General features: G+C 70.0%; 18 protein-coding genes and 1 pseudogene. 5 read left to right on the top strand and 14 right to left on the bottom strand.

Translation table 11 applies throughout. From position 1 onward, the window contains the following. Positions 1-57 precede the first annotated feature (57 nt). A complete protein-coding gene (gene lgt / locus QMK34_RS32745; RefSeq protein ID WP_326418524.1) occupies positions 58-1116 on the top strand; it encodes a prolipoprotein diacylglyceryl transferase in 1059 nt (352 codons plus the stop codon). Positions 1117-1214: 98 nt separating this feature from the next. On the opposite strand, the gene QMK34_RS32740 is transcribed toward lgt, so the two are convergent. From QMK34_RS32740 to QMK34_RS32730, 3 genes are read right to left on the bottom strand one after another with little or no spacing between them, the layout of a single operon-like run. Then, a complete protein-coding gene (locus QMK34_RS32740; protein WP_326418523.1) occupies positions 1215-1883 on the bottom strand; it encodes a hypothetical protein in 669 nt (222 codons plus the stop codon). 10 nt (positions 1884-1893) lie between these two features. Next, entirely contained in the window at positions 1894-2877 is a 984-nt protein-coding gene (locus QMK34_RS32735; RefSeq protein WP_326418521.1) for a WXG100 family type VII secretion target, read from the bottom strand. Positions 2878-2896: 19 nt separating this feature from the next. Next, on the bottom strand, positions 2897-3286 hold the full coding sequence (locus QMK34_RS32730) for a hypothetical protein (protein WP_326418520.1): 390 nt from the start codon (positions 3284-3286) through the stop codon (positions 2897-2899). Positions 3287-3726: 440 nt separating this feature from the next. On the opposite strand from QMK34_RS32730, the gene gltB reads away from it, so the two are divergent. Together gltB and QMK34_RS32720 are read left to right on the top strand one after the other, a co-directional pair. Beyond that, the gene (gene gltB / locus QMK34_RS32725; RefSeq protein WP_326418519.1) at positions 3727-8322 is read left to right on the top strand and encodes a glutamate synthase large subunit; all 4596 of its coding nucleotides are present in this window, start codon (positions 3727-3729) and stop codon (positions 8320-8322) included. Further along, positions 8315-9823 (top strand): glutamate synthase subunit beta, encoded by a 1509-nt coding sequence (locus QMK34_RS32720; protein WP_326418517.1) that lies wholly within the window; start codon positions 8315-8317, stop codon positions 9821-9823. The genes gltB and QMK34_RS32720 overlap by 8 nt, the downstream gene beginning before the upstream one ends. A gap of 47 nt (positions 9824-9870) precedes the next feature. On the opposite strand, the gene QMK34_RS32715 is transcribed toward QMK34_RS32720, so the two are convergent. Further along, positions 9871-10551, bottom strand: coding sequence for a TetR/AcrR family transcriptional regulator (locus QMK34_RS32715; RefSeq protein WP_326418516.1), 681 nt, complete (start codon positions 10549-10551; stop codon positions 9871-9873). A 270-nt stretch (positions 10552-10821) separates the two neighbouring features. On the opposite strand from QMK34_RS32715, the gene QMK34_RS32710 reads away from it, so the two are divergent. Then, entirely contained in the window at positions 10822-12213 is a 1392-nt protein-coding gene (locus tag QMK34_RS32710) for a class II 3-deoxy-7-phosphoheptulonate synthase (RefSeq protein WP_326418515.1), read from the top strand. An 84-nt stretch (positions 12214-12297) separates the two neighbouring features. Here the strand turns inward: QMK34_RS32710 and QMK34_RS32705 are convergent, their stop codons facing one another. From QMK34_RS32705 to QMK34_RS32685, 5 genes are all read right to left on the bottom strand, one after another. After that, positions 12298-13599 carry a wax ester/triacylglycerol synthase family O-acyltransferase gene (locus QMK34_RS32705; protein WP_326418514.1) on the bottom strand — a complete coding sequence of 434 codons (1302 nt, stop codon included), beginning with the start codon at positions 13597-13599 and terminating at the stop codon, positions 12298-12300. Positions 13600-13785: 186 nt separating this feature from the next. Further along, positions 13786-14481 (bottom strand): hypothetical protein, encoded by a 696-nt coding sequence (locus QMK34_RS32700; protein WP_326418513.1) that lies wholly within the window; start codon positions 14479-14481, stop codon positions 13786-13788. A 210-nt stretch (positions 14482-14691) separates the two neighbouring features. Continuing rightward, positions 14692-16203, bottom strand: coding sequence for an SPFH domain-containing protein (locus QMK34_RS32695; protein WP_326418512.1), 1512 nt, complete (start codon positions 16201-16203; stop codon positions 14692-14694). Positions 16204-16251: 48 nt separating this feature from the next. Next, positions 16252-16461, bottom strand: a complete 210-nt coding sequence (locus QMK34_RS32690) for a hypothetical protein (protein WP_326418511.1) — start codon at positions 16459-16461, stop codon at positions 16252-16254. Continuing rightward, positions 16458-18473, bottom strand: coding sequence for a Stk1 family PASTA domain-containing Ser/Thr kinase (locus tag QMK34_RS32685; RefSeq protein ID WP_326418510.1), 2016 nt, complete (start codon positions 18471-18473; stop codon positions 16458-16460). The genes QMK34_RS32690 and QMK34_RS32685 overlap by 4 nt, the downstream gene beginning before the upstream one ends. 133 nt (positions 18474-18606) lie before the next feature. Here QMK34_RS32685 and QMK34_RS32680 point away from each other — a divergent pair, with 133 nt between their 5' ends. Then, positions 18607-18975: an Rv2175c family DNA-binding protein gene (locus QMK34_RS32680; protein WP_326418509.1), complete on the top strand. Its 369-nt coding sequence runs from the start codon at positions 18607-18609 to the stop codon at positions 18973-18975. Here the strand turns inward: QMK34_RS32680 and QMK34_RS32675 are convergent. The 5 genes and pseudogenes from QMK34_RS32675 to QMK34_RS32655 form a co-directional block, all read right to left on the bottom strand. Beyond that, the gene (locus tag QMK34_RS32675; protein WP_326418508.1) at positions 18944-19348 is read right to left on the bottom strand and encodes a hypothetical protein; all 405 of its coding nucleotides are present in this window, start codon (positions 19346-19348) and stop codon (positions 18944-18946) included. The genes QMK34_RS32680 and QMK34_RS32675 overlap by 32 nt on opposite strands. Before the next feature lie 121 nt (positions 19349-19469). Further along, on the bottom strand, positions 19470-20249 hold the full coding sequence (locus QMK34_RS32670) for an LLM class F420-dependent oxidoreductase (RefSeq protein ID WP_326418507.1): 780 nt from the start codon (positions 20247-20249) through the stop codon (positions 19470-19472). Then, entirely contained in the window at positions 20246-21175 is a 930-nt protein-coding gene (locus tag QMK34_RS32665; RefSeq protein ID WP_326418505.1) for a phytoene/squalene synthase family protein, read from the bottom strand. The genes QMK34_RS32670 and QMK34_RS32665 overlap by 4 nt, the downstream gene beginning before the upstream one ends. Continuing rightward, on the bottom strand, positions 21172-22650 hold the full coding sequence (gene crtI / locus QMK34_RS32660) for a phytoene desaturase family protein (RefSeq protein ID WP_326418504.1): 1479 nt from the start codon (positions 22648-22650) through the stop codon (positions 21172-21174). Before crtI ends, QMK34_RS32665 begins: the two co-directional genes overlap by 4 nt. 2 nt (positions 22651-22652) lie before the next feature. Continuing rightward, positions 22653-22902: pseudogene (locus QMK34_RS32655) on the bottom strand (polyprenyl synthetase family protein); the annotation flags it as partial.

The following is a 22902-nucleotide window of genomic DNA, read 5'->3' as shown; positions in this document are numbered from 1 at the left end:
GGACCGTCTGCGGCGGCTCCTCGCCGGGCCGGGCCGCGGACGCGCTACGGTGGCGGCGTGTATTCCGCGTCGGCCGCCTTCCTCGCGACCATCCCCAGCCCTGACCGCGGCGTCTGGCACCTCGGGTTCATCCCGATCCGGGCCTACGCGCTGTGCATCATCGCCGGCATCATCGTCGCGCTCTGGTGGGGTGAGCGCCGCTGGGTCGCCCGCGGCGGTACCAAGGGCACCGTCGTCGACGTCGCTGTGTTCGCGGTGCCGTTCGGCCTGGTCGGCGGGCGGCTCTACCACGTCATCACCGACAACCAGCTCTACTTCGGCCCCGGCAAGAACCCGCTGGACGCGCTGAAGATCTGGGACGGTGGCCTCGGCATCTGGGGCGCGATCGCGCTGGGCGGGGTGGGCGCGCTGATCGCGTGCCGCCGCAAGGGCATCCCGCTGCCCGCGATGGCGGACACGCTCGCCCCCGGCATCGTGGTGGCGCAGGGTATCGGCCGTCTCGGCAACTACTTCAACCAGGAGCTCTACGGCGCGCACACCGACCTGCCGTGGGGGCTGGAGATCTACCAGCGCTTCAACCCCGATGACCCGAACAACCTGCTCAACGGCGTCGCCACCGGGCACATCCCGCTGCCGAACAGCCCCGTGCACCCGACCTTCCTCTACGAGCTCCTGTGGAACTTCGCCGTCGCGGCGCTGGTGGTCTGGGCGGACCGGAAGTTCAAGCTCGGGCACGGCCGTGTGTTCGCGCTCTACGTCGCGGGCTACACCGCGGGCCGGTTCTGGATCGAGCTGATGCGGACCGACGACGCGAACCACATCCTGGGCCTGCGGGTGAACGTCTGGACCTCGATCCTGGTGTTCCTCGGCGCTGTCATCGCCTTCGTACTGACCCGCAACCGCGGCCCGCGCGAAGCGCCGGAAACCTTGCGCGGCAAGGATTTCGAGGCCGAGCCTGTCTCTGCCGATGTTGCCCCGGCCGACGCCACCGAGGCTGAGCCCGAGAGCGCGGAAACACACGCCGAGGTCGGCGCGGCGCCGGACACGGTCCGCGACACCGCGGTCGACAAAGCCACCGCGAGCGACGAGCCCAAGCCCGACGCCCCGGCCTCCTGACCCTCAGTCACGCGCCAAACACCTCGAAACCCGCGACTCGTCGACGAGTCGCGGGTTTCGACGTGCGGTCGTTTCACCCAGGGACGGGCGGGGTCAGGTCAGCCGCGCCATTGGCCGTTGCCGAAGTAGTCGTCATCGTCGGCGGGGCCTGAGCCGCGCTGGTTCGGTTCGGGCTTGCTCCGCGGCGGGGGCGGTGGTGTGTCGTCCTTGTCGGTCGTGGCGAGCGGGTCGGTGAAGGCGTCGTCGTCGACCTCGTCGCGGCGGTGCCGGGCGGGCGGGGGCGGATCCTCGGGCGGCTCGGGTGCCGGGGGAATGGGCGGCGGGGGAGTCGGCGGCAGGGGAGCCGCGGGCGGCGCGGAGCTCGACGAGTCGCTGAGCGGGCCCGTCGAACCGCCGCCCGCTTCGATGACGTCGTCGAGCGTCGCGCCTTCTTCGAAGTCCTGGTAGGCCTCACGCGCCGGGCCGAGCTTGGTCGCGGCCAGCTGCCGGAAGTCGGGATCGGCGAAGGCCCGTCCCTCGGCCACGTCCTTCCAGGACAGTTCCCCGGCGTCGACCTTGCGCTTGAGCAGCCGCATCTCCGCGGGCGCGTCCGGCCGTTTGGCGGCGTTCTCGAGCGCGGCGACCTGCTCGCCCGACGCGCGCAGATCCGCGGGACGGAGCTTGACCTTGTCCAGCTTCTTGAGCAGTTCCCGCGATTTGGTCAGCGAACGGTCCAAAGAGGACTCGGCCTCGCGGACCTCGGGGGTCTTCCAGGCATCCTCGTTCATGGTGGTGCTCCTAGATGTGGCCGGAGATGCGGCCGGATCGCGACCGGTGCGTCTTGGGCTTGTCGTGGGTGGCAGGCGGCTCGTGCGCGGGCGGGCCGCTGTCCGGCTTCTCGTGCGAAGCGGGCTTCTCGTGGGAGGACGAGTCGCTGTGGCTCTTCTCGTGTGAGGAGGAACCGCTGTCCTTCTTGTCGTGCCCGGATTCGGCGGCGGTGGTGCCGATCTCCTTGGCCTTGTCCTTGATCCCCTTGACGTCGCCCTTGATGTCCTTGACGTCCCCCGCGACGTCGGTGACGATCTTCGTCAGGTCACCGAGTCCCTTGACGTCCTTGATCTTCGCCAGCTGCGAACCGATGTCCTTAACCGAGTCCCACAGGTCGCCGACCTTCTCGATGATGTCCTTGATCATCTCGATGATCTCGAGGATCATGTTGAAGATCTCGATGGCGTCGAGGATGGTCGTCGCCTCGAGCGCCCAGCCCGCCACCGGGATGCAGGCCTTGACGGCGATTTCGATCAGCTTGTCGACGAGCTTCTTCAGCAGGTCCAGTGCTTTCGCGGCCAGCTTCTTGGAAGCGTCGGAAAGCGCGTCGAAGCCCTTGGCGATCGCGGTGGCGATCCCGGCCTCTGCCGCGAGCCCGGCGCGCCAGCCGATGTCCACATAGGCCTCGTGGGCGAGCGACGCGGCACCCGTCCACTGCTCGCCGACGGCGCTCGCGTTCTCCGTCATCGTCTTGCCGAACTGCTTCATCGCCTCGGCGATGGTCCGCCAGGCCTCGGCGTTGCCCGCGATCTTGGTGAAGTCGCCGGTGATCGGCATGATCACGGCCTCGACCAGGCTCCGCCCGGCGATCTGCTGGAACACCCAGTCGACCGCCATGACCTCGACGCCCGCGTCGTTGATCAGGTCCTGGATGTCCTCGGCGCTGTCCAGCTCCGGTGGCTCGAGCAGCTCGACGATCTCGCTGCCGTCGGACAGCGTAATCGGCGCACTCATGTGTTCCCCCTCGTGAAGTTCAGTAGACCGGTTCCGACTGCGAACGTGAGCCGCCGATGCCCGGCGGCGCCACCCCGGTCGGCATCCCGGACGGTTCGTCGAGCTCGCGCATCAGGTCCGCCAGCCGCTTCGCCGCGGTGGCGTCGACGGTGGCGTAGTGCTCGGAGGCGGCTTTGATGCCGGCGCTCATCGAGTTCAGCCTGTTGTGCCCGAACTTCAGCGTCTCGTCGTACAGTGAGCCGACCATGTCGACCACCGGGCGCAGCACCACGAACAGCCCGGTGAACCCCGAGGTGTCACAGCCCTGGGTGCGCATGTACTCGTTGATCTTGTCGATGGCGCCGTGCAGCCCGTCCAGGTTCTGCGCGTACGCCGTCAAGGCCGCCGGACTCGTCTCGAGATCGGCCATAGGTCCCCCTCGTCGCCTGTTCCACCCATCGCGGGTGCTCCCGCGTGCGGACACTATGACACCAACTGATCACCGTTGGTGGCGAGATCGGGAAAGTGCGCAAGGTGAAACCCCGGCTACACCCGGTCAGTGTGATTTCCGCCGGTCCCACGCTGCGCGCGGGCGCCGGGATGGGTATCTTCGACCGGCGCACCCAGACTTGACGGATCGGTTCGCCGCGTATACTTAGCAGAGCGAACTAATGTGACCCCATCAGGAACTCTGTCGTTCCGCTCATCCAGATCGTTACCTTTCGATCAGCTTCGGGCAGCACTGAGCGGATGCTGGCATGTTTCCCAGGTGTTAAAGTCGCGCTAACGAACGGGCCATCGTCGTCCCGTGCGCATCCCCTGGCCGGGTCACCGGCCACTGAGCACGACGACGACGAAGGGGGTCCCTTCATGATCTTCTCCGCCACTCCAGGCAAACAGGGACTTTACGATCCGGAGACCGAACAGGACTCCTGCGGCGTGGCCATGGTGGCCGACATCCGCGGGCGTCGTTCCCACGGCATCGTCACCGACGGCCTGACAGCGCTGACGAACCTCGACCACCGCGGCGCCGCGGGCGCCGAACCCACCAGCGGCGACGGCGCCGGAATCCTCCTGCAGTTGCCCGACGAACTGCTCCGCGAGGACACGGACTTCGCACTGCCCGAGCCAGGCAAGGACGGGCACCACCACTACGCGGCCGGCATCGCTTTCCTGCCCTTCAACGAAGAAGAGCGTGGCAAGGCCGTCGAGCTGATCGAGCGGATCGCGGAAGAGGAGAGCCTCGACGTTCTCGGCTGGCGCGCGGTCCCCGTCGACGCGGACGCCGCCGATGTCGGCCCCACCGCCCGCTCGGTGATGCCCCACTTCGCCATGCTGTTCGTCGCCGCGAAAGCCGACGCCGCCGGTGACCGCCCGGCCGGGCTGGAGCTCGACAGGCTGGCCTTCTGCCTCCGCAAGCGGGTCGAGCACGAGAGCTCGACAGCGGGCTGCGGCACGTACTTCCCTTCGCTGTCAGCACGCACGATCGTCTACAAAGGCATGGTCACGCCGGGGCAGCTGCCGCTGTTCTTCGCCGACCTGCGGGACCCGCGCCTCGCCAGCGCCATCGCGCTGGTCCACTCCCGCTTCTCCACCAACACCTTCCCGTCGTGGCCGCTGGCGCACCCGTTCCGGTTCGTCGCGCACAACGGCGAGATCAACACGATCCGCGGCAACCGCAACCGGATGCGCGCCCGCGAGGCGCTGCTGGAATCGGACCTGTTCGGCGGCGACCTGAGCAGGCTCTACCCGATCTGTTCCCCGGATGCCTCGGACTCGGCCTCGTTCGACGAGGTCCTCGAGCTGCTGCACCTGGGCGGCCGCTCGCTGCCGCACGCGGTGCTGATGATGATCCCGGAGGCGTGGGAGAACACCCCCGTCGGAGACGGGAATCAGACTTCAGCCACCATGACGTCTGAACTCCGGGCGTTCTACCAGTACCACGCGAGCCTGATGGAGCCCTGGGACGGGCCGGCCTGTGTCACCTTCACCGACGGCACGCTCGTCGGCGCGGTGCTCGACCGCAACGGCCTGCGTCCCGCCCGCTGGTGGCAGACCGCGGACGGCCGCGTCGTGCTGGCCAGCGAGGCCGGTGTCCTCGACGTCGCGCCGCAGGACGTCGTCGCCAAGGGCAGGCTGAAGCCGGGCCGGATGTTCCTGGTGGACACCGTCGCGGGCCGGATCGTGGACGACGAAGAGGTCAAGTCCGCGCTGGGCAAGAAACTGCCGTACGAGGGCTGGCTGCACGCCGGTCTCCTGCAGATCGCCGACCTGCCCGACCGCGACCACATCGTGCAGAGCCACGACTCGGTGCTGCGCCGCCAGCTTTCCTTCGGCTACACCGACGAAGAGCTCAAGATCCTGCTCGCGCCGATGGCCGAGAAAGGTGGCGAGCCGCTCGGTTCGATGGGCACCGACACCCCGCCCGCCGTGCTGTCCCAGCGATCCCGGCTGCTCTACGAGTACTTCAAGCAGGGCTTCGCGCAGGTCACCAACCCGCCGCTGGACGCGATCCGCGAAGAGCTCGTCACCTCGATGAGCCGCATCATGGGTCCCGAGCGCAACTTGCTCGCGCCCGGCCCGGCGTCGTGTCGTCACGTGCAGCTGCCGTACCCGGTGATCGACAACGACGAGCTCGCGAAGCTCATCCACATCAACGACGACGGCGACCTCCCCGGCTTCTCCTGCAGTGTCCTTTCCGGACTGTACGAAGTGGACGGCGGCGCGGACGCGCTGGCGAGCGCGATCGAGCGGGTCCGCCGCGAGGCGTCGGAGGCCATCGCGTCGGGCGCCCGCACGCTGGTGCTGTCCGATCGGGACTCCGACCACCGGATGGCGCCGATCCCGTCGCTGCTGCTGGTCTCCTCGGTGCACCACCATCTGGTGCGCACCAAGGAAAGGCTGCGCGTCGCGCTGGTCGTCGAGAGCGGTGACGCCCGCGAGGTGCACCACATCGCGGTGCTGCTCGGTTACGGCGCCGCCGCGGTGAACCCGTACCTCGCCTTCGAGACCATCGAGGACCAGATCGCCACCGGCGCGATCACCGGCATCGAACCGGCGAAGGCGATCCGCAACTACGTCCAGGCGCTGGTCAAGGGCGTCCTCAAGATCATGTCCAAGATGGGCATCTCGACCGTCGGCGCGTACACCGCGGCGCAGGTGTTCGAGTCGTTCGGCCTGGCGCAGGAGATGCTCGACGAGTACTTCACCGGCACCAGCTCGAAGCTCGGCGGCGTCGGGCTCGACGTGCTGGCCGAGGAGGTCGCCGTCAGGCACCGCCGCGCGTACCCGGACAACCCGACCGACCGCGTCCACCGTGGACTCGACACCGGCGGCGAGTACGCGTACCGGCGTGAGGGCGAGCTGCATCTGTTCACGCCCGAGACCGTGTTCCTGTTGCAGCACGCGGGAAAGACCGGCCGCGAAGAGGTCTACCGCAAGTACAGCGACGAAGTGCACCGTCTCTACCGCGAGGGCGGCACGCTGCGCGGGATGTTCGCCTTCCGGTCCGACCGCGAGCCCGTCCCGCTCGACGAGGTCGAGCCTGCCGAGGCGATCTTCAAGCGCTTCAACACCGGCGCGATGTCGTACGGCTCCATCTCGATGGAGGCGCACCAGACCCTCGCGATCGCGATGAACCGGCTCGGCGGCAAGTCGAACACCGGTGAAGGCGGCGAAGATCCGGAGCGGCTGTACGATCCGGAGCGTCGCAGTGCGATCAAGCAGGTCGCAAGTGGACGGTTCGGGGTGACGAGCGAATACCTCGTCAACGCCGACGACATTCAGATCAAGATGGCGCAGGGCGCGAAACCCGGCGAGGGCGGCCAGCTGCCGCCGAACAAGGTGTACCCATGGATCGCGCGGACCCGGCACTCCACGCCGGGGGTCGGGCTCATTTCCCCGCCGCCGCACCACGACATCTACTCGATCGAGGATCTCGCCCAGCTGATCCACGATCTCAAGAACACCAACGAGAACGCCCGCATCCACGTGAAGCTGGTGTCCTCGCTCGGCGTCGGCACGGTCGCGGCGGGCGTGTCCAAGGCACACGCCGACGTCGTGCTCATCTCGGGCCACGACGGCGGCACCGGCGCCTCGCCGATGAACTCGCTCAAGCACGCGGGCACGCCGTGGGAGATCGGCCTCGCCGAGACCCAGCAGACGTTGCTGCTCAACGGTTTGCGCGATCGCATCACTGTGCAGGTCGACGGCGCGATGAAGACCGGCCGGGACGTGGTCATCGCCGCGCTGCTCGGTGCTGAGGAATACGGCTTCGCGACGGCGCCGCTGGTCGTCGCGGGCTGCATCATGATGCGCGTGTGCCACCTCGACACCTGCCCGGTGGGGGTCGCCACGCAGAGTCCTGAACTGCGTAAGCGCTACACCGGCGAAGTCGAGCACGTGGTGAACTTTTTCCGGTTCGTCGCGCAGGAGGTCCGGGAAACGCTGGCGGACCTGGGTTTCCGGACCCTGGACGAGGCCATCGGGCACGCGGAGGTGCTCGACACCGACAAGGCCGTCGCGCACTGGAAGTCGTCCGGCCTTGACCTGCGGCCGATCTTCGACATGCCCACGGAGACGCCGTACGGCGGCGCCAGGCGGCGCACCCGCGGGCAGGACCACGGCCTCGAGCACGCGCTGGACCGGACGCTGATCCAGCTCGCCGAAGCGTCCCTTGAGGACGCTCACCCGGTGCGGCTGGAACTGCCGGTGCGCAACGTGAACCGGACCGTCGGCACGTTGCTCGGCTCCGAGATCACCCGGCGCTACGGCGGTGAAGGCCTGCCGGAGGACACGATCCACGTGCTGCTCACCGGTTCGGCAGGGCAGTCGCTGGGCGCGTTCCTCCCGCGCGGGATCACCCTGGACATGGTCGGCGACGCCAACGACTACGTCGGCAAGGGCCTGTCCGGCGGCCGGATCATCGTCCGCCCGCATCCCGATGCCAAGTTCGCGGCGGAGCGGCAGACCATCGCGGGCAACACGATCGCCTACGGTGCCACCGGCGGCGAACTGTTCCTGCGCGGCCAGGTCGGCGAACGGTTCTGCGTGCGGAACTCGGGCGCGCTGGTGGTCGCCGAGGGCGTCGGCGACCACGCCTTCGAGTACATGACCGGCGGCCACGCGATCGTGCTCGGCCAGACCGGGCGCAACCTCGCCGCCGGGATGTCGGGCGGCCAGGCCTACGTGCTGGAGCTGGACCGCAAGAAGGTCAACCGCGACATGGTGGACCTGCAGGCCCCCAGTTCCGAGGACCTGGTGTGGCTCAAGCAGGCCGTGCAGAAGCACTACGATTTCACCCGCTCCGCGGTGGCCGCGTCGCTGCTCGGCGACTGGCCCCGGCGCTCGGCGGCGTTCACCAAGGTGATGCCCCGGGACTACCAGCGGGTCCTGGACGCGGCGAAGGCGGCACGCGCCGCCGGCCGCGACGTCGACGAGGCGATCATGGAGGCAGCTCGTGGCTGACGCAGGCGGTTTCATGAAGTTCGCCCGCGAAGAGCCGGAGAAGAAGTCCACGCAGGACCGTCTCGGTTCCTGGGGCGAGGTCTACGCCGAGGTCGATTCAGTCGCACGCAACGAAACCGTGCGCAAGCAGGCTTCGCGGTGCATGGACTGCGGCATCCCGTTCTGTCACTCCGGCGGGTCGGGCTGCCCGCTGGGCAACCTGATCCCCGAGTGGAACGACCTGGTGCGCCGCGGCGACTGGGCGGCGGCGAGTGATCGGCTGCACTCCACCAACAACTTCCCCGAGTTCACCGGGAAGCTGTGCCCGGCGCCGTGCGAAGCGGGTTGTGTGCTGTCGATCTCGCCGGAGTCCGGCGGGCCGGTGGCCATCAAACGGGTCGAGCAGACCATCGCCGACGTGTCCTGGGAAGCCGGGTACGTGCAGCCCCAGATCGCGGCCGTGTCCTCGGGGCAGCGGGTCGCCGTGGTCGGGTCCGGCCCGGCCGGGCTCGCCGCCGCCCAGCAGCTCTCGCGGGCGGGGCACGAGGTCACCGTCTTCGAGCGGGACGACCGGCTCGGCGGGCTGCTGCGCTACGGCATCCCCGAGTTCAAGATGGAGAAGAAGGTCCTCGACCGGCGGCTCGCCCAGCTGCAGAAGGAGGGCACGAAGTTCGTCACCGGCTGCGAGGTCGGTGTCGACCTGAGTGTGGACGAGCTGAATGCCCGCTACGACGCGGTGGTACTGGCCGTCGGCGCGCTGCGCGGACGCGACGACACCACCACGCCGGGACGTGAGCTGGCGGGTGTGCACCTCGCGATGGAGCACCTCGTGCCCGCCAACCGGCAGGTCGAGGGCGACGGGCCGTCGTCGCTCGACGCGCGGGGCAAGCACGTGATCATCATCGGCGGCGGGGACACCGGCGCCGACTCGTACGGCACCGCGACCCGCCAGGGCGCGCTTTCGGTGACCCAGCTGGACCAGTACCCGACCCCTCCGTCCACAAGGGACGACGAGCGGTCGCCGTGGCCGACCTGGCCGTACCTCCTGCGCACCTATCCCGCGCACGAGGAGGCGGGCGAGCGGAGGTTCGCGGTCGCGGTGAAGCGGTTCGTCGGTGACGAGAAAGGGAACGTGCGCGGGGTCGAACTGCAGCGGGTGCGGGTGACCAAGGACCTGTCGACGGGCCGCCGCGAGGTCGTGCCGGTCAACGACGAGGTCGAGGAGCTGCCCGCCGACCTGGTGCTGTTCGCGATCGGGTTCGAGGGCGTCGAGGAGATGGCGCTGCTCGACGGGCTCGGCCTTTCCCTGACCAAGCGCGGCACGTTGTCCTGTGGCGCGGACTGGCAGACCTCGACGCCCGGCGTCTTCGTCTGCGGGGACGCGCATCGCGGTGCCTCACTGGTCGTCTGGGCGATCGCGGAGGGCCGCTCGGTGGCCCACGCCGTCGACGCCTTCCTCACCGGCGCCTCGGACCTGCCCGCCCCGGTGCACCCGACCGCCCTGCCGCTCGCAGTCGTCTAGCCCGTCCCGTTTTTTCACCGGCGACGAGTTGTGGGCTGGGCGCGGGGTCAGGAGCGCAGGCGGGCGCAGACGCCGTCGAGAACGAGGTCGAGCTGGGTGGCGAACCAGGATTCGGCGGACTGGCCGATCATGGTGGCGAACGCGTCGTGGGTCCGCGCGTCAGTCCACGCCGCGGAATTCTCGGCGAGCGGCCGCCTGCTGCCGCTTTCGGGTCCGAGCGTCCTCGCGTCCTCGGACATGATCGCGCTGCCCAGGGTGAAATGCAGGGTGCTGTACACCGCGTACAACGCGTCCGTCGGGCCGAAACCGATCTCGACCAGTTCCAGTGGCAGGACGTCGAACCGGCTCAGCAGTTTGTTGGTGCTGAACCGCGCGGCACTGGTTTCCTTGGCGAGACCCGGGTGCGCGCCGAGCACTGTCCACAATGTGTGGAACGTCGCGTGCAGCCGCGGCCGGAACTGCTCCGCGGTCACCGGTTCCGGCCAATCGACGCCCGCGGCGATGCGGTCGATCGCCGCGGCCACGAGCAGGTCCCGTGACGGAAAGTAGCGGTACAGTGCGGAATGCCGCACCTTGAGCACGGCGGCCACCCGCGACATGCTGAGCTCTTCGAAGCCGATCGCGATGGCGGCCTCGGTGATGCCGGTGCGGTCCAGGATCGGCGGACGGCCCTTGCGGGGCGCGGTGCGCACCGCCTGGACAGGGTCTTCCGGAAGATGATCGGACACCGGTGTTCACGCTCCTGAATGGCAAGGCTGCTAAGCCCCAGAACCTAGCCTCATTCCGCCACCTACACAGCGTGGCGTGCTGGATTTCTCCAGACAAATAGTAGAGCCAAGATCGATAATTTAGTGACAAATTGTCATAATTTTCCCAGGATACGGAATCGGCTGTCACTTCTCTGTCACCGGTGGCGCCCGTCACCGGCCGAAGCCGGTTGCCCTGCGGTCCGGTGACCGCACTCCTCCGGGTCGAGCGGGCCCGCCTATCCTGGACGGGTGAACTGGACAGTGGACGTTCCCGTAGACACGCTCCCCGAACTGCCCCCGCTGCCGCCGGAACTGCGGCACCGGCTCGACGACGCGCTTTCGCGCCCGGCGGCCCAGCAGCCCGAGTGGCCCGACCCGGCACTCACCCAGCGGGTGCGCGCGCTGCTGGAGAGCGTCCCCCCGATCACCGTGCCCAACGAGATCGACCGGCTGCAGCAGCGGCTGGCCATGGTCGCGCGTGGCGAGGCGTTCCTGCTGCAGGGCGGTGACTGCGCCGAGACGTTCGAGTCCAACACCGAGCCGCACATCCGCGCCAACCTGCGCGCGCTGCTGCAGATGGCCGTGGTGCTCACCTACGGCGCGAGCCTGCCGGTGGTGAAGGTCGGCCGCATCGCCGGCCAGTACGCGAAGCCGCGCTCCTCGGGCACCGACGCGCTCGGCCTGCCGGTGTACCGCGGCGACATCATCAACTCCCTGGTCGCCAAGCCGGAGCTGCGGGTGCCGGACCCCGGCCGGATGATCCGCGCCTACGCGAACGCGGGCGCCGCGATGAACCTCGTCCGCGCGCTGACCGGCGCCGGGATGGCCGGGCTCACCCAGGTGCACGACTGGAACAAGGACTTCGTGCTGACCTCGCCCGCCGGCGAGCGGTACGAGGCGCTGGCCGCGGAGATCGACCGCGGGCTGCGGTTCATGGCCGCCTGCGGTGTCACCGACTCCTCGCTGGAGTCCACCGAGATCTTTGCCAGCCACGAGGCGCTGCTGCTCGACTACGAGCGCTCCATGCTGCGCATGGACAACGCCGACTCGACCAACCCGAAGCTCTACAACCTCTCCTCGCACTTCCTGTGGGTCGGCGAGCGCACCCGCCAGCTCGACGGCGCGCACATCGCGTTCGCCGAGCTGCTGGCCAACCCGATCGGGCTCAAGATCGGCCCGACCACGACGCCGGAGCAGGCGCTCGAGTACGTCGAGCGGCTCGACCCGCGCAACGAGCCAGGCAGGCTCACGCTGATCGCGCGGATGGGCAACGGCAAGGTCCGCGAGGTGCTGCCCGCCATCGTGGAGAAGGTCGAGGAGTCCGGGCACAAGGTCATCTGGCAGTGCGACCCGATGCACGGCAACACGCACGAGTCGTCGACCGGCTACAAGACCCGCCACTTCGACCGCATCGTGGACGAGGTCCAGGGCTTCTTCGAGGTGCACCGCAAGATCGGCAGCTACCCCGGCGGCATCCACGTCGAGCTGACCGGCGAGGACGTCACCGAATGCCTCGGCGGCGCACAGGAGATCTCCGACATCGACCTGTCCGGCCGGTACGAGACCGCCTGCGACCCGCGCCTGAACACCCAGCAGTCCCTGGAACTGGCGTTCCTGGTCGCCGAAATGCTGCGCGGCTGAAGGTCGCCCTTGGTGCGTCAGGCCAGCTGAAGGTCGCCCTTGGTGCGTTGAACGCAGCAAAGGCGACCTTCAGCTGGCCTTGGGTCAGTCGGCGGCCGAGTAGAGCTCGGCGGCGGACTTGAGGACCGCGTCGTGCAGGGAACCGATGTCCCCCGCGGCTTCGCCGTTCACCTGCAGTCCGATATGGACGGAGTCGCGGTGCACGGCGACGGCGATGCCGACGGCCTGGCGCGGTGCGAGCGGGACGAACGGGAAGACCGACGTCAGCCGCGCGCCGTCCAGGCTCAGCCTGGCGCCGGGGACCGGCACGGTGGTCACCACCAGATCGAACAGCAGCGGCGCCGCCAGCCCGGTGGCCTTGCCGCCGAGCCGGTGCAGCACCGAGGGCAGCCGGTCGGCGAGCAGCGGGAACGCGCCCGCGCCCCGGCCCGGCCCCGCCGCCTTGTTGCGGTTCATCTCCTGGCGGACCTGGCGCAGCCGCTCCACCGGGTCCTCCGTGCCGACCGGCAGATCGCACAGGTAGCCCGACAGTTTGTTGCCCCCGAGCTGCTCCTTCGCCCGGCCGCGCACGCTGACCGGGATGAGCGCGCGCAGCGTCCGGCCGTCGGCGCGCTGGCCCCGGTTGACCATCCAGCCCCGCAGCGCGCCGGCCAGGACGGCGAGGATGACGTCGTTCGTGGTCCCGCCGTGCGAACGGCGGATCCGGCGGATGTCGGCCATGCCGACCCTGGCGAACCCGAGCTTTCGTTCGGCCGAGGCGGGTGCCGAAAGCGGGGAGACCGGGGTGCGGGCGGCCCGGACCACCGACGACGCGATCCCAGCCGCTTCACCGGCCTGGTTCCAGGTGTCCTTCACCGCGTCCACCGGCGAACGCGGCGAGGTTCCGGCGGCGGCCTTCGGGCGTTCCGCCGCCGTGACGTCGTCGAGCAAGCCCGCTGCGATGGCGTACGCGCCCGCGCCGTCGGTGAGCGCGTGGTGCAGTTTCAGCAGCAGGGCGAACTCTCCGCCGGGCAGGCCGGTCACGAGATGCAGGTCCCACAAGGGTTTCCTGGTGTTGAGCGGCCGCGCGATCCAGCGCGAGGCGTAGGCGCTCAAGGGGTCCGGTTCGTACAGTCCGCTCACCCGGTGGTGGTGGATGTGGTTCGCGGCAAGGAAATCCGGGTCCTCGGACCAGTTCGCCGAGCCCGGGGGGAACAGCGCGGCCTTGACTCGCTGCCGCAGTTTCGGGATCCTCGCCGCGCGTTCGGCGAGCAGCCTGGTCAGCTGCCGGGGGTCGACGTCGCCGCGGGGACGGAAGGTGACCACCGCGCCCATGTGCATTGGGGCGGTTTCGCTTTCCAGGCAAAGGAAAGCGACATCGAGGGCGCTGAGGGGAATACCGGCCATCTTCGACCTTCCTGGTGCGGGCGGCGCGTGCTGCGGTCCGGGTCTTGGGGACTGCACGGCTCTGTGCGTCGAAAGGGGAGAAGAGCCCCACCACACCAGCCTGACATGACGAGCGGGTGGTCACCGTGTTTCGTCGAGGCAAACTGCCGACACGGTCACCCGAACGAGTCCGTCACACTCGCGCGCCTATTCGGCCTTGGGGGACCGGCCGCGCACGGGCAGGGGCGGGCCCCATTCGGGGGTGATGGCCACCTGCTTGCCGACGCGCCGCACCGGGAGGCCGTGGGTCTGGCGCTTCGGCAGGCCCGGCCAGATCTCGCCGGCGTCCTTGGCGGCCGCCCGGATCGCCGCGCCGTCCAGCTCGGTGTGCGTCTCGGCGATGCCGCGATGCAGCCACTGGACGATCACTGTCAGCGGCCCCTCCGGCGGCAGCGGCCAGAGGAAGATCTCGTGCTCGACCTGGAACTGCGTCCCGCCGAGACCCTTGGCGCGCAGCACCGGGCCGCCCGGCTGGGCCGCCGACGGCACCGAAATGGTCTCCGAGCTGGCCCGGGTCCCGTCGGCGAAGAGCACTCCGACCAGCAAGGCGTTGTAGTCGGGCACCCGGCGGTGGTCGATGAGCCCCTCGCCGGGCTCGTCGAGCAGGCTGTCGCGCGAGTACACCGAGAGCCGCAGCGTCACCGCCTCCGGCCAGACCTCGGCGGTCCGCAACGCGACCACGGTCCGTTCCGAGCGCCCCAGCGGGACCGCCCACGGCAGGATCGCCGGGACGATGTACTCACGGGGAGCCTCGGTCCAGCCGCGCCCGTTGTAGGCGAACAGTTCCTGCTCCGGCACGGGGAACAGGGGTCGTTCACGGGGGACGTCGGTGAAGAAGCTCATCGCCCGTCCGCGCAGTTCAGCACCACCATGGCGCACAGGCTACCGAACCGGCGGCCCTCTGCCCCGAGAATTCCGGCCACATTCCCGCTGCTGGCCTAAGCCTTGCGTAGCGCCTGCGCGCGAGCTGTACGCCACGCGCACAACTCGTCGACGAGTTGTGGTCTCTCAGCGACTGAGAGACCACGACTCGTCGACGAGTCGCGAGCATCGTCAGTCGAGCTTCGAGAAGTCGCCGTTCTTCGGGAGCTTGTCCTCGAGTTTGACCGGCTCGGCGGCCGGGGAGCTCGCGGGCTTGCCCATCGAGTCCATCAGCTGCCTGGCCAGCCCGAGGCCGGTGCCGCCAAGCGAGAGCGCCTTGGCGAACATGTCGGACAGGCCGTCCGCGCCGTTCAGCACGACCATGTGGTCGACGTTGCCGAACGCCTGGGCGCCCGCCGCGACGATCTCCGGCCACCTCTCGGCCAGCTGCTGCGCGACGACGGCTTCGGTGTTCTCGGCGAGCGCCAGCGCCCTCGCCTTGATCGCGTCCGCCTCCGCGAGGCCCTTCGCCTTGGCGGACTCCGCCTCGGCCAGACCCTTCGCCCTGGCGGCCTCGGCCTCCGCGAGACCACGCGCCTTCGCCGAGGCCGCTTCGGCCTCACCGGTGGCCCTGGTCGCGGCGGCACTCGCCTCGGCGCGGGCCTTGGTCGACTGGGCCTCGGCCTCGGCGGCCGTCTTGACGCGGGTCGCGTCGGCCATGGCTCGCAGCTCGGTCTCCTTCGCCTCGGCCTGGGCTTTCGCGATCGAGGCGTCACGGGCGGCGTCCGCCGACGTACGGGTGTCGTACGCCTTCGCGTCCGCGGGCTTGCGGACCTGGGACTGCAGGCGTTGCTCGGCCAAGTCCGCCTCGAGCTCGGCGGCGCGGGTCTCCTGGACGACGACCTCCTGGCGCGCGGTCGCCTCGGCCAGCGGGCCGGACTGGCTGGCCTTCGCCTTGGCCTGGTCGACCTCGGCCTGGTACCCGGCCTGCTTGATCTGGCTTTCCCGCATCGCGCCCGCCCGCTTGGCGGCGGCGATCTGCTCGGCCTCGGTGGCCTCCTGGTCGCGCTGCGCCTCGGCGATCCTGGCCGAAGCGGCGATCGCGGCGGCGTACGGCTTGCCCAGGTTCAGGATGTAGCCCGACTCGTCGTCGATCTCCTGGATCTGCAGCGAGTCCACGATCAGCCCGAGCTTGATCATCTCGGTCGACGAGGACTGGCGTACCTCACCGGTGAGCGCGTCGCGGTTGTGGATCATCTCCTCAATGGTCAGCCCGCCGACGATCGAGCGCAGGTGCCCGGAGAAGAGCTCGTGGATCGTGTCGTTCATGCCCTTCTGCTGGTCCAGGAACCGGCGGGCGGCGTTGGCGATCGAGGCGAAGTCATCGCCGACCTTGTAGATGACCACGGCGCGCACCGTCACCGGCAGGCCCTGCCTGGTCACGCACGAAACCTGCAGGTTGACCCCGCGCGTGTCCAGCGAAAGCCGCCGGGCGGTCTGGAAACCGGGGATGACGTTGACGCCACGACCGGTGATGATCTTGAAGCCGAGGCTGTCCGCGGTGTCCGCGCGGTCGACCCGGACGCCCCAGCCCGAGATGATCAGCGCCTCGTTCGGCTCGGCCACCTTGTAGAGCACCCGCAACAGAACGAACACGAAGATCAGGACGACCACCACGCCGCCGACGATCCACAGGATGTTCATACCCTCATTACCCCCACGATCCGATGAACTTGTAGCATTGATACGCCGCTAGCCGCCGAGCGGTTGCCAGCGTTCGACGTAGACCGTACGGGGCGATTCGAAATCGACCACGAGGACCTGCGAGCCGCTCGGGAAGCTCTCTTCCGGGTTCAGCGGATAGGCGTAAAAAGCCTCGGTGCCCCCGCGGACGCTGAGCAGTACCTCGCCGATCAGGCCCGGTCCGATCGCGCCGGTGACCCGGCCGCGGCTGCCGATCATCCGACGCCCTTCAGCTTGACCTTGCTGTCCTTCTGGACCTTCGTCCCCGGCTCGGGATCCTGCTGCAGCACGAAGGAGAACCCGCCGTGCCCGCGTCCGTGCCCGTCCCGGTCGGCCTTGAGCCCGGCGTCGGTGAGGATCTTCTCCGCGTCGTCGAACGACTTGTACCGCACGTCCGGCACCGTGACGGCGTTCGAGACGAACACGCCGACCTTCTTGGTGCCCGCCTTGGCCCCGCCCTCGGGGCTCGTCCGCGTGACGCTCCCGGCCTCGACGTCCTGGGCGAACTCCTCGCCGGCCTGGAACGGCTCGAACCCGGCCGCCTTGAGGGTGTTGAACGCCTGGTCCTTCGGCTGGCCACGGACGTCGGGCACCGGCGGCAGCGGTTCGGGCCCCTTCGAGAGCACCAGCGTCACCGGCGAATTGAGGTCCACCTGGGTGCCCGGCTTCGGATCGACCCGCAGCACGGTCCCCTGCGGCGCGTCGGCGCTGTACTCCTCGCCGCTGCGCTGGGGGACGAGCTGAGCGTCCTGGATGGCCTTTTCGGCGTCCTCCGGCCGGGAGCCGACCTGGATGTCGGGCACCACGGGCTTGCCCTTGGAGAGCAGGACCGTCACCGTCGAGCCGGGCTGCAGCGAGGCGCCCGCCGCCGGGTCGCTCCGGATGACGACGTGGGCCTGGACGGTGTTGCTGTACTCCTCGACGTACTTCGGCGTCAGCTTCACCTGGCGCAGCGAGTCACCGGCCGCGGCCTGGTTCAGCCCCGCGAGCTGCGGGACGGTCGAGGCGCCGGTGGTGGCGCTGTCGGTGAAGATGAAGGCGAGCGCGCCGATCAGCCCGCCGAGGATCAGCACCCCGGCCACCGCCAGCGCGATGACCCGCTTGCGCTTCCGCTGCCCGGCGGCCTGGTTGCCCGAAGGCGGTGTCGGCGGCTGCTGGCGTGGCGGCTGCTGGTTGTGCTGCTGCTGCGGCGGCGTCATGAGCGGAACGGCCCTGGTCAACGCCCTCGTGCCGCGCGGGCCGGAGACCGGGGCGGTCTGCTCGACCACCGGGATCCGGGGCAGCGTGCGTTCGACGTCGGACTCGCCGTCGACGTCCGGTGGCGGCGGCACGGGCACCGCCACCAGCGGGATGCCCAGCTCGGTGCGCACCCGGCTCAGCTCCTGCAGGAAGATCCCCGCGTCGGCGGGGCGCAGCGTGGCGTCGCGGCGGGTGGCCCGCAGGATCAGCTCGTCGAGCGCGGGCGGGACGCCCGGCCGCAGCTCGCTCGGGCGCGGGACGTCGTCGTTGACGTGGCGGTACGCGACGGAAAGCGCGGTGTCCCCGGTGTAGGGCGCTCGGCCGGTGAGCATCTCGTAGAGCAGGATCCCGGCAGAGTAGACGTCGCCGCTCGAGCCGGTCTCGCCGGTGGTCACCTGTTCGGGTGAGAGGTAGGCGACCGTGCCGAGGATGACGCTCGAACTGGTGGTCCCGGCACTGGCCACCGCGCGGACCAGGCCGAAGTCGGCGACCTTGACCACGCCGCCCGCGCCCACCGTGCCGCCGCGGCCGATCAGCACGTTCTCGGGTTTGACGTCGCGGTGCACCAGGCCTGCGTGGTGGGCGGCGGCGAGGGCGGAGAGCACCGGCTCGGCGACGCTCAGCGCGAGCGCGATGTCCAGCGGGCCCTGCTCGTCCATCAGGTCGCGCAGCGTGCCGCCGTCGACGAGCTCCATCACCAGGAAGGCACGGCCGGACTCCTCGCCACCGGGGGTGTCGAAGCCCTGGTCGTGCACGGCGACCACATGCGGGTGGTGCAGCCGGGCGGCGGAGCGGGCCTCGCGCTCGAACCGCTCCACGAAGGAACGGTCGTCCGCGAAGCGCGGATCCATGATCTTGATGGCGACCTGACGATCGAGCCGCGTGTCGGTGCCCCGGTAGACCGAGGACATGCCACCGCGCGCGAGCAGCCGGTCGACTCGGTACCGCCGCTCGAGCAGCGTGCCGACCAGGCTGGTGTCCGTGCGTGTCACAGGTAGGGATCGTACGGATATGCCCATGCGCTTGGGACGCGACCTGCTGTCCGGGGTGCCAGTGACCGTTTTTCGTTACGCCTTTGGTGCGACGCTGCTGGGTGCGGGGGGTGGATGTGGCACAGTGTCACCTGTGAGTGGTCTTCCTGTCGCCGACGACGTCCTTGATGCCGATGTACCCGTCCTCTCCCTTTCGGAGGTGGCGGACGAGCTCGGGACCTCGACCAACAAGGTCCGGCAAATGCTGCGCGACGGCCTGCTGATCGCCGTCCGCCGCAAGGGCGAACTGCACGTCCCGAAGGCGTTCTTCGTCAAGGACGGCGTGCTCAAGGGGCTCTCCGGCACGATCACCGTGCTCGACGACTCCGGCTTCACCCGCACCGAGATGCTGCGCTGGCTGTTCGCCGAGGACGAGACGCTGCCCGGCGGCACCCCGGTCCACGCGCTGCGCACCAGCCACGGCACCGAGGTCAAGCGCCGCGCGCAGGCGATGGCGTTCTGACCCGGCTGATCGAGAAGAGCAGGTAGATCAGCGCGGCGAGCAGCTGCGCGCCGGTCGCCGCCAGAAGGCAGGCGTAGACCGAGACGCCGGTCAACGGCCCGGCCAGCCCCGCACCCAGCGCGAGCCCGAGGACCTTCACGCTCGCCGCGGTAGTGAACACCTGCGCCCGCACCTCCGGCGGGGCTTCGCGGTGCCGGATGGTGAACAACGCCGTCAGCTGCGGCCCCTCGCCGAGCCCCGCGAAGGCCGTGGCCGCGAACAGCACCATCGCGCCCGGCAGCACCGCGGTGGCCAGGAAACTCACCGCCAGTAACAGGGTGCTCGCGCACACGGTCGCGTCCGGGGTGAGCGGCGAGGTCCGGCGGGAGAGCACGGCGTCCCGCTGCGCGACCCGGGAACGCGTCGCAGCTCACCGCCGCAAAGCACTTTGACTGCCCCTGAAGGCCACCATGACGGCGTTAAACGCCGTCATGGTGGCCTTCAGGGTCTTGCTGTTACTGCTTGTCGCGCCATTCGGTCCAGGCTTTGACCGCGCTCAGGTCGTAGTCGGGCCCGCCGATGCCGACGGTGAACGTCGAGACGCCCAGCTCCAGGAGCTTGGGGCCGAGCTCGCCGGGCTCGCCCTGGACGCCGCACGAACGCTCGATCTCGGCCGGGTCGCGGTCGATCTCCCTGCAGTGCGAGTCGAGGATGCCGACCTTGCGCTCGACGACCTCCGGGTCGCCGAAGCCGTGCCAGATGTCGGCGTGCTTCGCCACGAGGCGGAGCGTCTTCTTCTCGCCGCCGCCGCCGATCAGGACCGGGATCTTGCGGGTCGGCGCCGGGTTCAGCTTGGCCAGCCGCGACTCGATGCGCGGGAGCGACTCGGCGAGGTCGTCGAGCCGCCCGCCCGCGGTGCCGAACTCGTAGCCGTACCCGTCGTAGTCCTTCTCGAACCAGCCGGAGCCGATGCCGAGGATCAGCCTGCCGCCGCTGATGTGGTCCACCGTGCGGGCCATGTCGGCCAGCAGCTCGGGGTTGCGGTAGCTGTTGCAGGTCACCAGCGCGCCGATCTCGACGCGCGAAGTGGACTCCGCCCAGGCGCCGAGCATCGTCCAGCACTCGAAGTGCTGGCCCTCGGGCTCGCCGTAGAGCGGATAGAAGTGGTCCCAGTTGAACACGATGTCGACGCCGAGGTCTTCGGCTTCCGAAGCCGTCCGGCGGATCGAGGCGTAATCGGCGTGCTGGGGCTGGATCTGCACACCGATCCGAATCGGCCTGTTCGCAGTCGTCATGATCCGAGCCTATGCCCGCCCGCCCACACGCGCACGAGCTCAGGCAGCGCGACCGCCAGCCGACGTCGGCGGGGGACCGTCGCCCGGTCGTTCAGGATGTCGTAACCCCGGGCCTCGATCTGGTCAAGGATACCCTCGTACAGCGTGCTCGCGGTGCGCACACACGGCCGGGATCCCTTGTGCAGCAAGGGGATTCCGGCGTCAGCGCGACGGTAGACCGCGCGTGTCCTGCTGACCGCGAAGGCCAGCGCGCGGCGCACCCGGCGATCGGGCAGGCCGCGTGCGCGGGACCAGGTGAGCAGCTCGCGGTCCACCCCGAACGCCGCCAGTTCCGCGGTCGGCAGGTACAGCCGCCCGCGGTCGAGGTCCTCCCCGACATCGCGCAGGAAATTGGTCAACTGGAAGGCTTCGCCCAGCGCCGCCGCGCTCGGCGCGGCCTCTTCGCGCGGCACCACGGTGCCGAACACCGGCAGCAGCTGAAGGCCGATCACGGCCGCGGAGCCGTGGATGTACTCGCCGAGTTCGGCGTAGGTCGCGTACTGGGTCACCGTCAGGTCCATGCGCATCGAGCGCAGGAAGTCGTCGAACAACGACCGTTCGAGCGCGTGCGTCCTGACCGTGTCGGCCAGCGCCGCCAGCACCGGGTCGGCGGGCGCGCGGCCCTCGAAGACCTCGCCGACGAGGTCCCCGACCTTGTCCAGCGCGACGGCCGGATCCGTGCCGGGCTCGGGGTTGTCGACCAGTTCGTCGGCTGCGCGGGCGAAGCCGTAGAGGGCGTGCGCGGCGGGGCGGGCGTGGGCGGGCAGGAGCCTCGTCGCGAGGAAGAACGTCCTGCCGTGGTGCGCGTTGATCCGGCGGCACCGCACATAGGCGGCCCGCAGCGCGGGGTCGGTGATGCCCGCCGCGTCCAGTTCGCGGTCGCTCATCGGCCGGTGATCCTCGCCGCCGCGAGCCGTCCCGAGATCAGCACCGGCGGGATGCCAACGCCGGGGGTGGTGCCGCAGCCCGCGAGGACCGCGTTCCCCGCGGCGCGCACCAGGTTCCCCGGCCGGAACGGGCCGGTCTGGGCGAAGGTGTGGGCCAGGGAGAACGGGGTGCCCGCGGCCAGCCCGCGCGCCGCCCAGTCCGCCGGGGTGATCCGTTCGCCGACGGTGAACTCGGCGCCGAAGTCGCTGAGCCCGCGAGCTTCGAGCGTCCGCAGCAGCTCGTCCTGGTAGCGGCCGCCGATCCGGCCCCAGTCGATCGGCCCGCGGCGCAGGTTCGGCGCCGGCGCGAGCACGGAGATGACCTGCGTGCCCGCCGTGGCGGCGAGACCGGGTTCGGTCGCCGTCGGCCTGGTGACGAGCAGGGAGGGGTCGCTCATCAGCTTTCCCTCGCGGATGATCTCGGCGAACGTCCGCCGCCAGGCGTCGCCGAAGAAGATCGTGTGGTGGTCCAGCAGCGGCCAGTCGCGCTTGGCGTGCCCGTGCAGCACCACGGCCGAGGGTGAGAACCGCAGGGGCAGCGGACGCCGGGGCCGGGCGCCGAGCAGCTGGTACGAGGTCGTCAGCTCGGTCGCCAGCACGACCGCGTCGCACGGGATGCGTTCACCCGAGCGGGTGCGCACGGCGTGGACCCGCGAGGACACCCGTTCGAGCCACGCCGCCTCGGTGCCGAACCGGACGTCCGCGCCCGCCCGGCCCGCGGCGGCCGCCATCGTGCGGGCGATCTCGCCCATGCCGCCCGCCGGGTAGTAGACGCCGCCGACGGTGTCCATGTACGAGATGACGCCGTACGCGCCGATCGCGCGCGCCGGGTCGAGTCCGGCGTAGAGCGACTGGAACGAGAACAGGCGGCGGACTCGCTCGTCACGCAGGAAACCGTCGATACGCGGGCCGAGCCTGCCGAATCCGCCGAGTTTCAGCAGCCGCAGCAGCTCCGGGCGGGCCAGGTCGAGCGGCGAGTCGAAGTTGGCGCCGATGAACCGGTCCTTCTGCACCTCGTACAGCTCGGTCAGCCAGCGCCGCAGCCTGCGGTAGCCGTCCGCCTCGGCGGGCCCGGCGACCGCCCGGATCTCGGCCTCCATGGCCGCCGCTTCGGTGTGCACCGCGATCGTGCTGCCGTCGGCGAAATGCGCGCGGTACGCCGGGTCGAGCCGGGTGAGCTTCAGATTGCCCGCCAGCGACTCGCCGACCGCCGCGAACGCCTCATCGAGCAGCTCGGGCATGGTCAGGACGCTGGCCCGGGTGTCGACGGTGTGCCCGCCGAGGTCCCGCTGCCCGGCCCGGCCGCCCGGGGTCTCGTCCTGTTCCAGCAGGGTCACCCGGCGGCCCGCGCCGAGCAGGTGCAGCGTGGCCGACAGCCCGGCGAGCCCGGCGCCGATCACCACCACGTGATCGCTGCGCCCGGTGACGGTCCGCATGGCTAGTAGGTCCGCTGGGTGGCCTTGACCACCAGTTCCGTGAGCGCGGCGGTCGCGGAACCCACCAGGTGCGCACGCTCCAGTGCGGCCATCGAGGTGGCGGTCAGCTCGACGATGCGGAGCTCGACGGCGTCGACCGCGCCGACGTCGGAGAGCGCCTCGCGGACGGTGCCCACGGCGAGGTCGGACAGGTCCGCGTCGCCGATCGCCTCCGCGATGACCGCGGCGGCGGCGTCCTTGCCCTGCTCCGCC

The sequence above is a fragment of the Amycolatopsis sp. H20-H5 genome, from assembly GCF_035828755.1.
Classification (GTDB): Bacteria; Actinomycetota; Actinomycetes; order Mycobacteriales; family Pseudonocardiaceae; genus Amycolatopsis.
The sequence above is the reverse complement of the archived record's forward strand: the minus strand, read 5'-3'. Positions and strand labels throughout refer to the sequence as shown.

What these genes read in the sequence shown, in the direction of transcription:
- QMK34_RS32740 (WP_326418523.1), bottom strand. Translation starts at nt 1,883, where the DNA reads ATGAACGAGGATGCCTGGAAGACCCCCGAGGTCCGCGAGGCCGAGTCC.
- QMK34_RS32735 (WP_326418521.1), bottom strand. Translation starts at nt 2,877, where the DNA reads ATGAGTGCGCCGATTACGCTGTCCGACGGCAGCGAGATCGTCGAGCTG.
- QMK34_RS32730 (WP_326418520.1), bottom strand. Translation starts at nt 3,286, where the DNA reads ATGGCCGATCTCGAGACGAGTCCGGCGGCCTTGACGGCGTACGCGCAG.
- gltB (WP_326418519.1), top strand. Translation starts at nt 3,727, where the DNA reads ATGATCTTCTCCGCCACTCCAGGCAAACAGGGACTTTACGATCCGGAG.
- QMK34_RS32705 (WP_326418514.1), bottom strand. Translation starts at nt 13,599, where the DNA reads ATGGCCGGTATTCCCCTCAGCGCCCTCGATGTCGCTTTCCTTTGCCTG.
- QMK34_RS32700 (WP_326418513.1), bottom strand. Translation starts at nt 14,481, where the DNA reads ATGAGCTTCTTCACCGACGTCCCCCGTGAACGACCCCTGTTCCCCGTG.
- QMK34_RS32695 (WP_326418512.1), bottom strand. Translation starts at nt 16,203, where the DNA reads ATGAACATCCTGTGGATCGTCGGCGGCGTGGTGGTCGTCCTGATCTTC.
- QMK34_RS32690 (WP_326418511.1), bottom strand. Translation starts at nt 16,461, where the DNA reads ATGATCGGCAGCCGCGGCCGGGTCACCGGCGCGATCGGACCGGGCCTG.
- QMK34_RS32670 (WP_326418507.1), bottom strand. Translation starts at nt 20,249, where the DNA reads ATGACGACTGCGAACAGGCCGATTCGGATCGGTGTGCAGATCCAGCCC.
- QMK34_RS32665 (WP_326418505.1), bottom strand. Translation starts at nt 21,175, where the DNA reads ATGAGCGACCGCGAACTGGACGCGGCGGGCATCACCGACCCCGCGCTG.
- crtI (WP_326418504.1), bottom strand. Translation starts at nt 22,650, where the DNA reads ATGCGGACCGTCACCGGGCGCAGCGATCACGTGGTGGTGATCGGCGCC.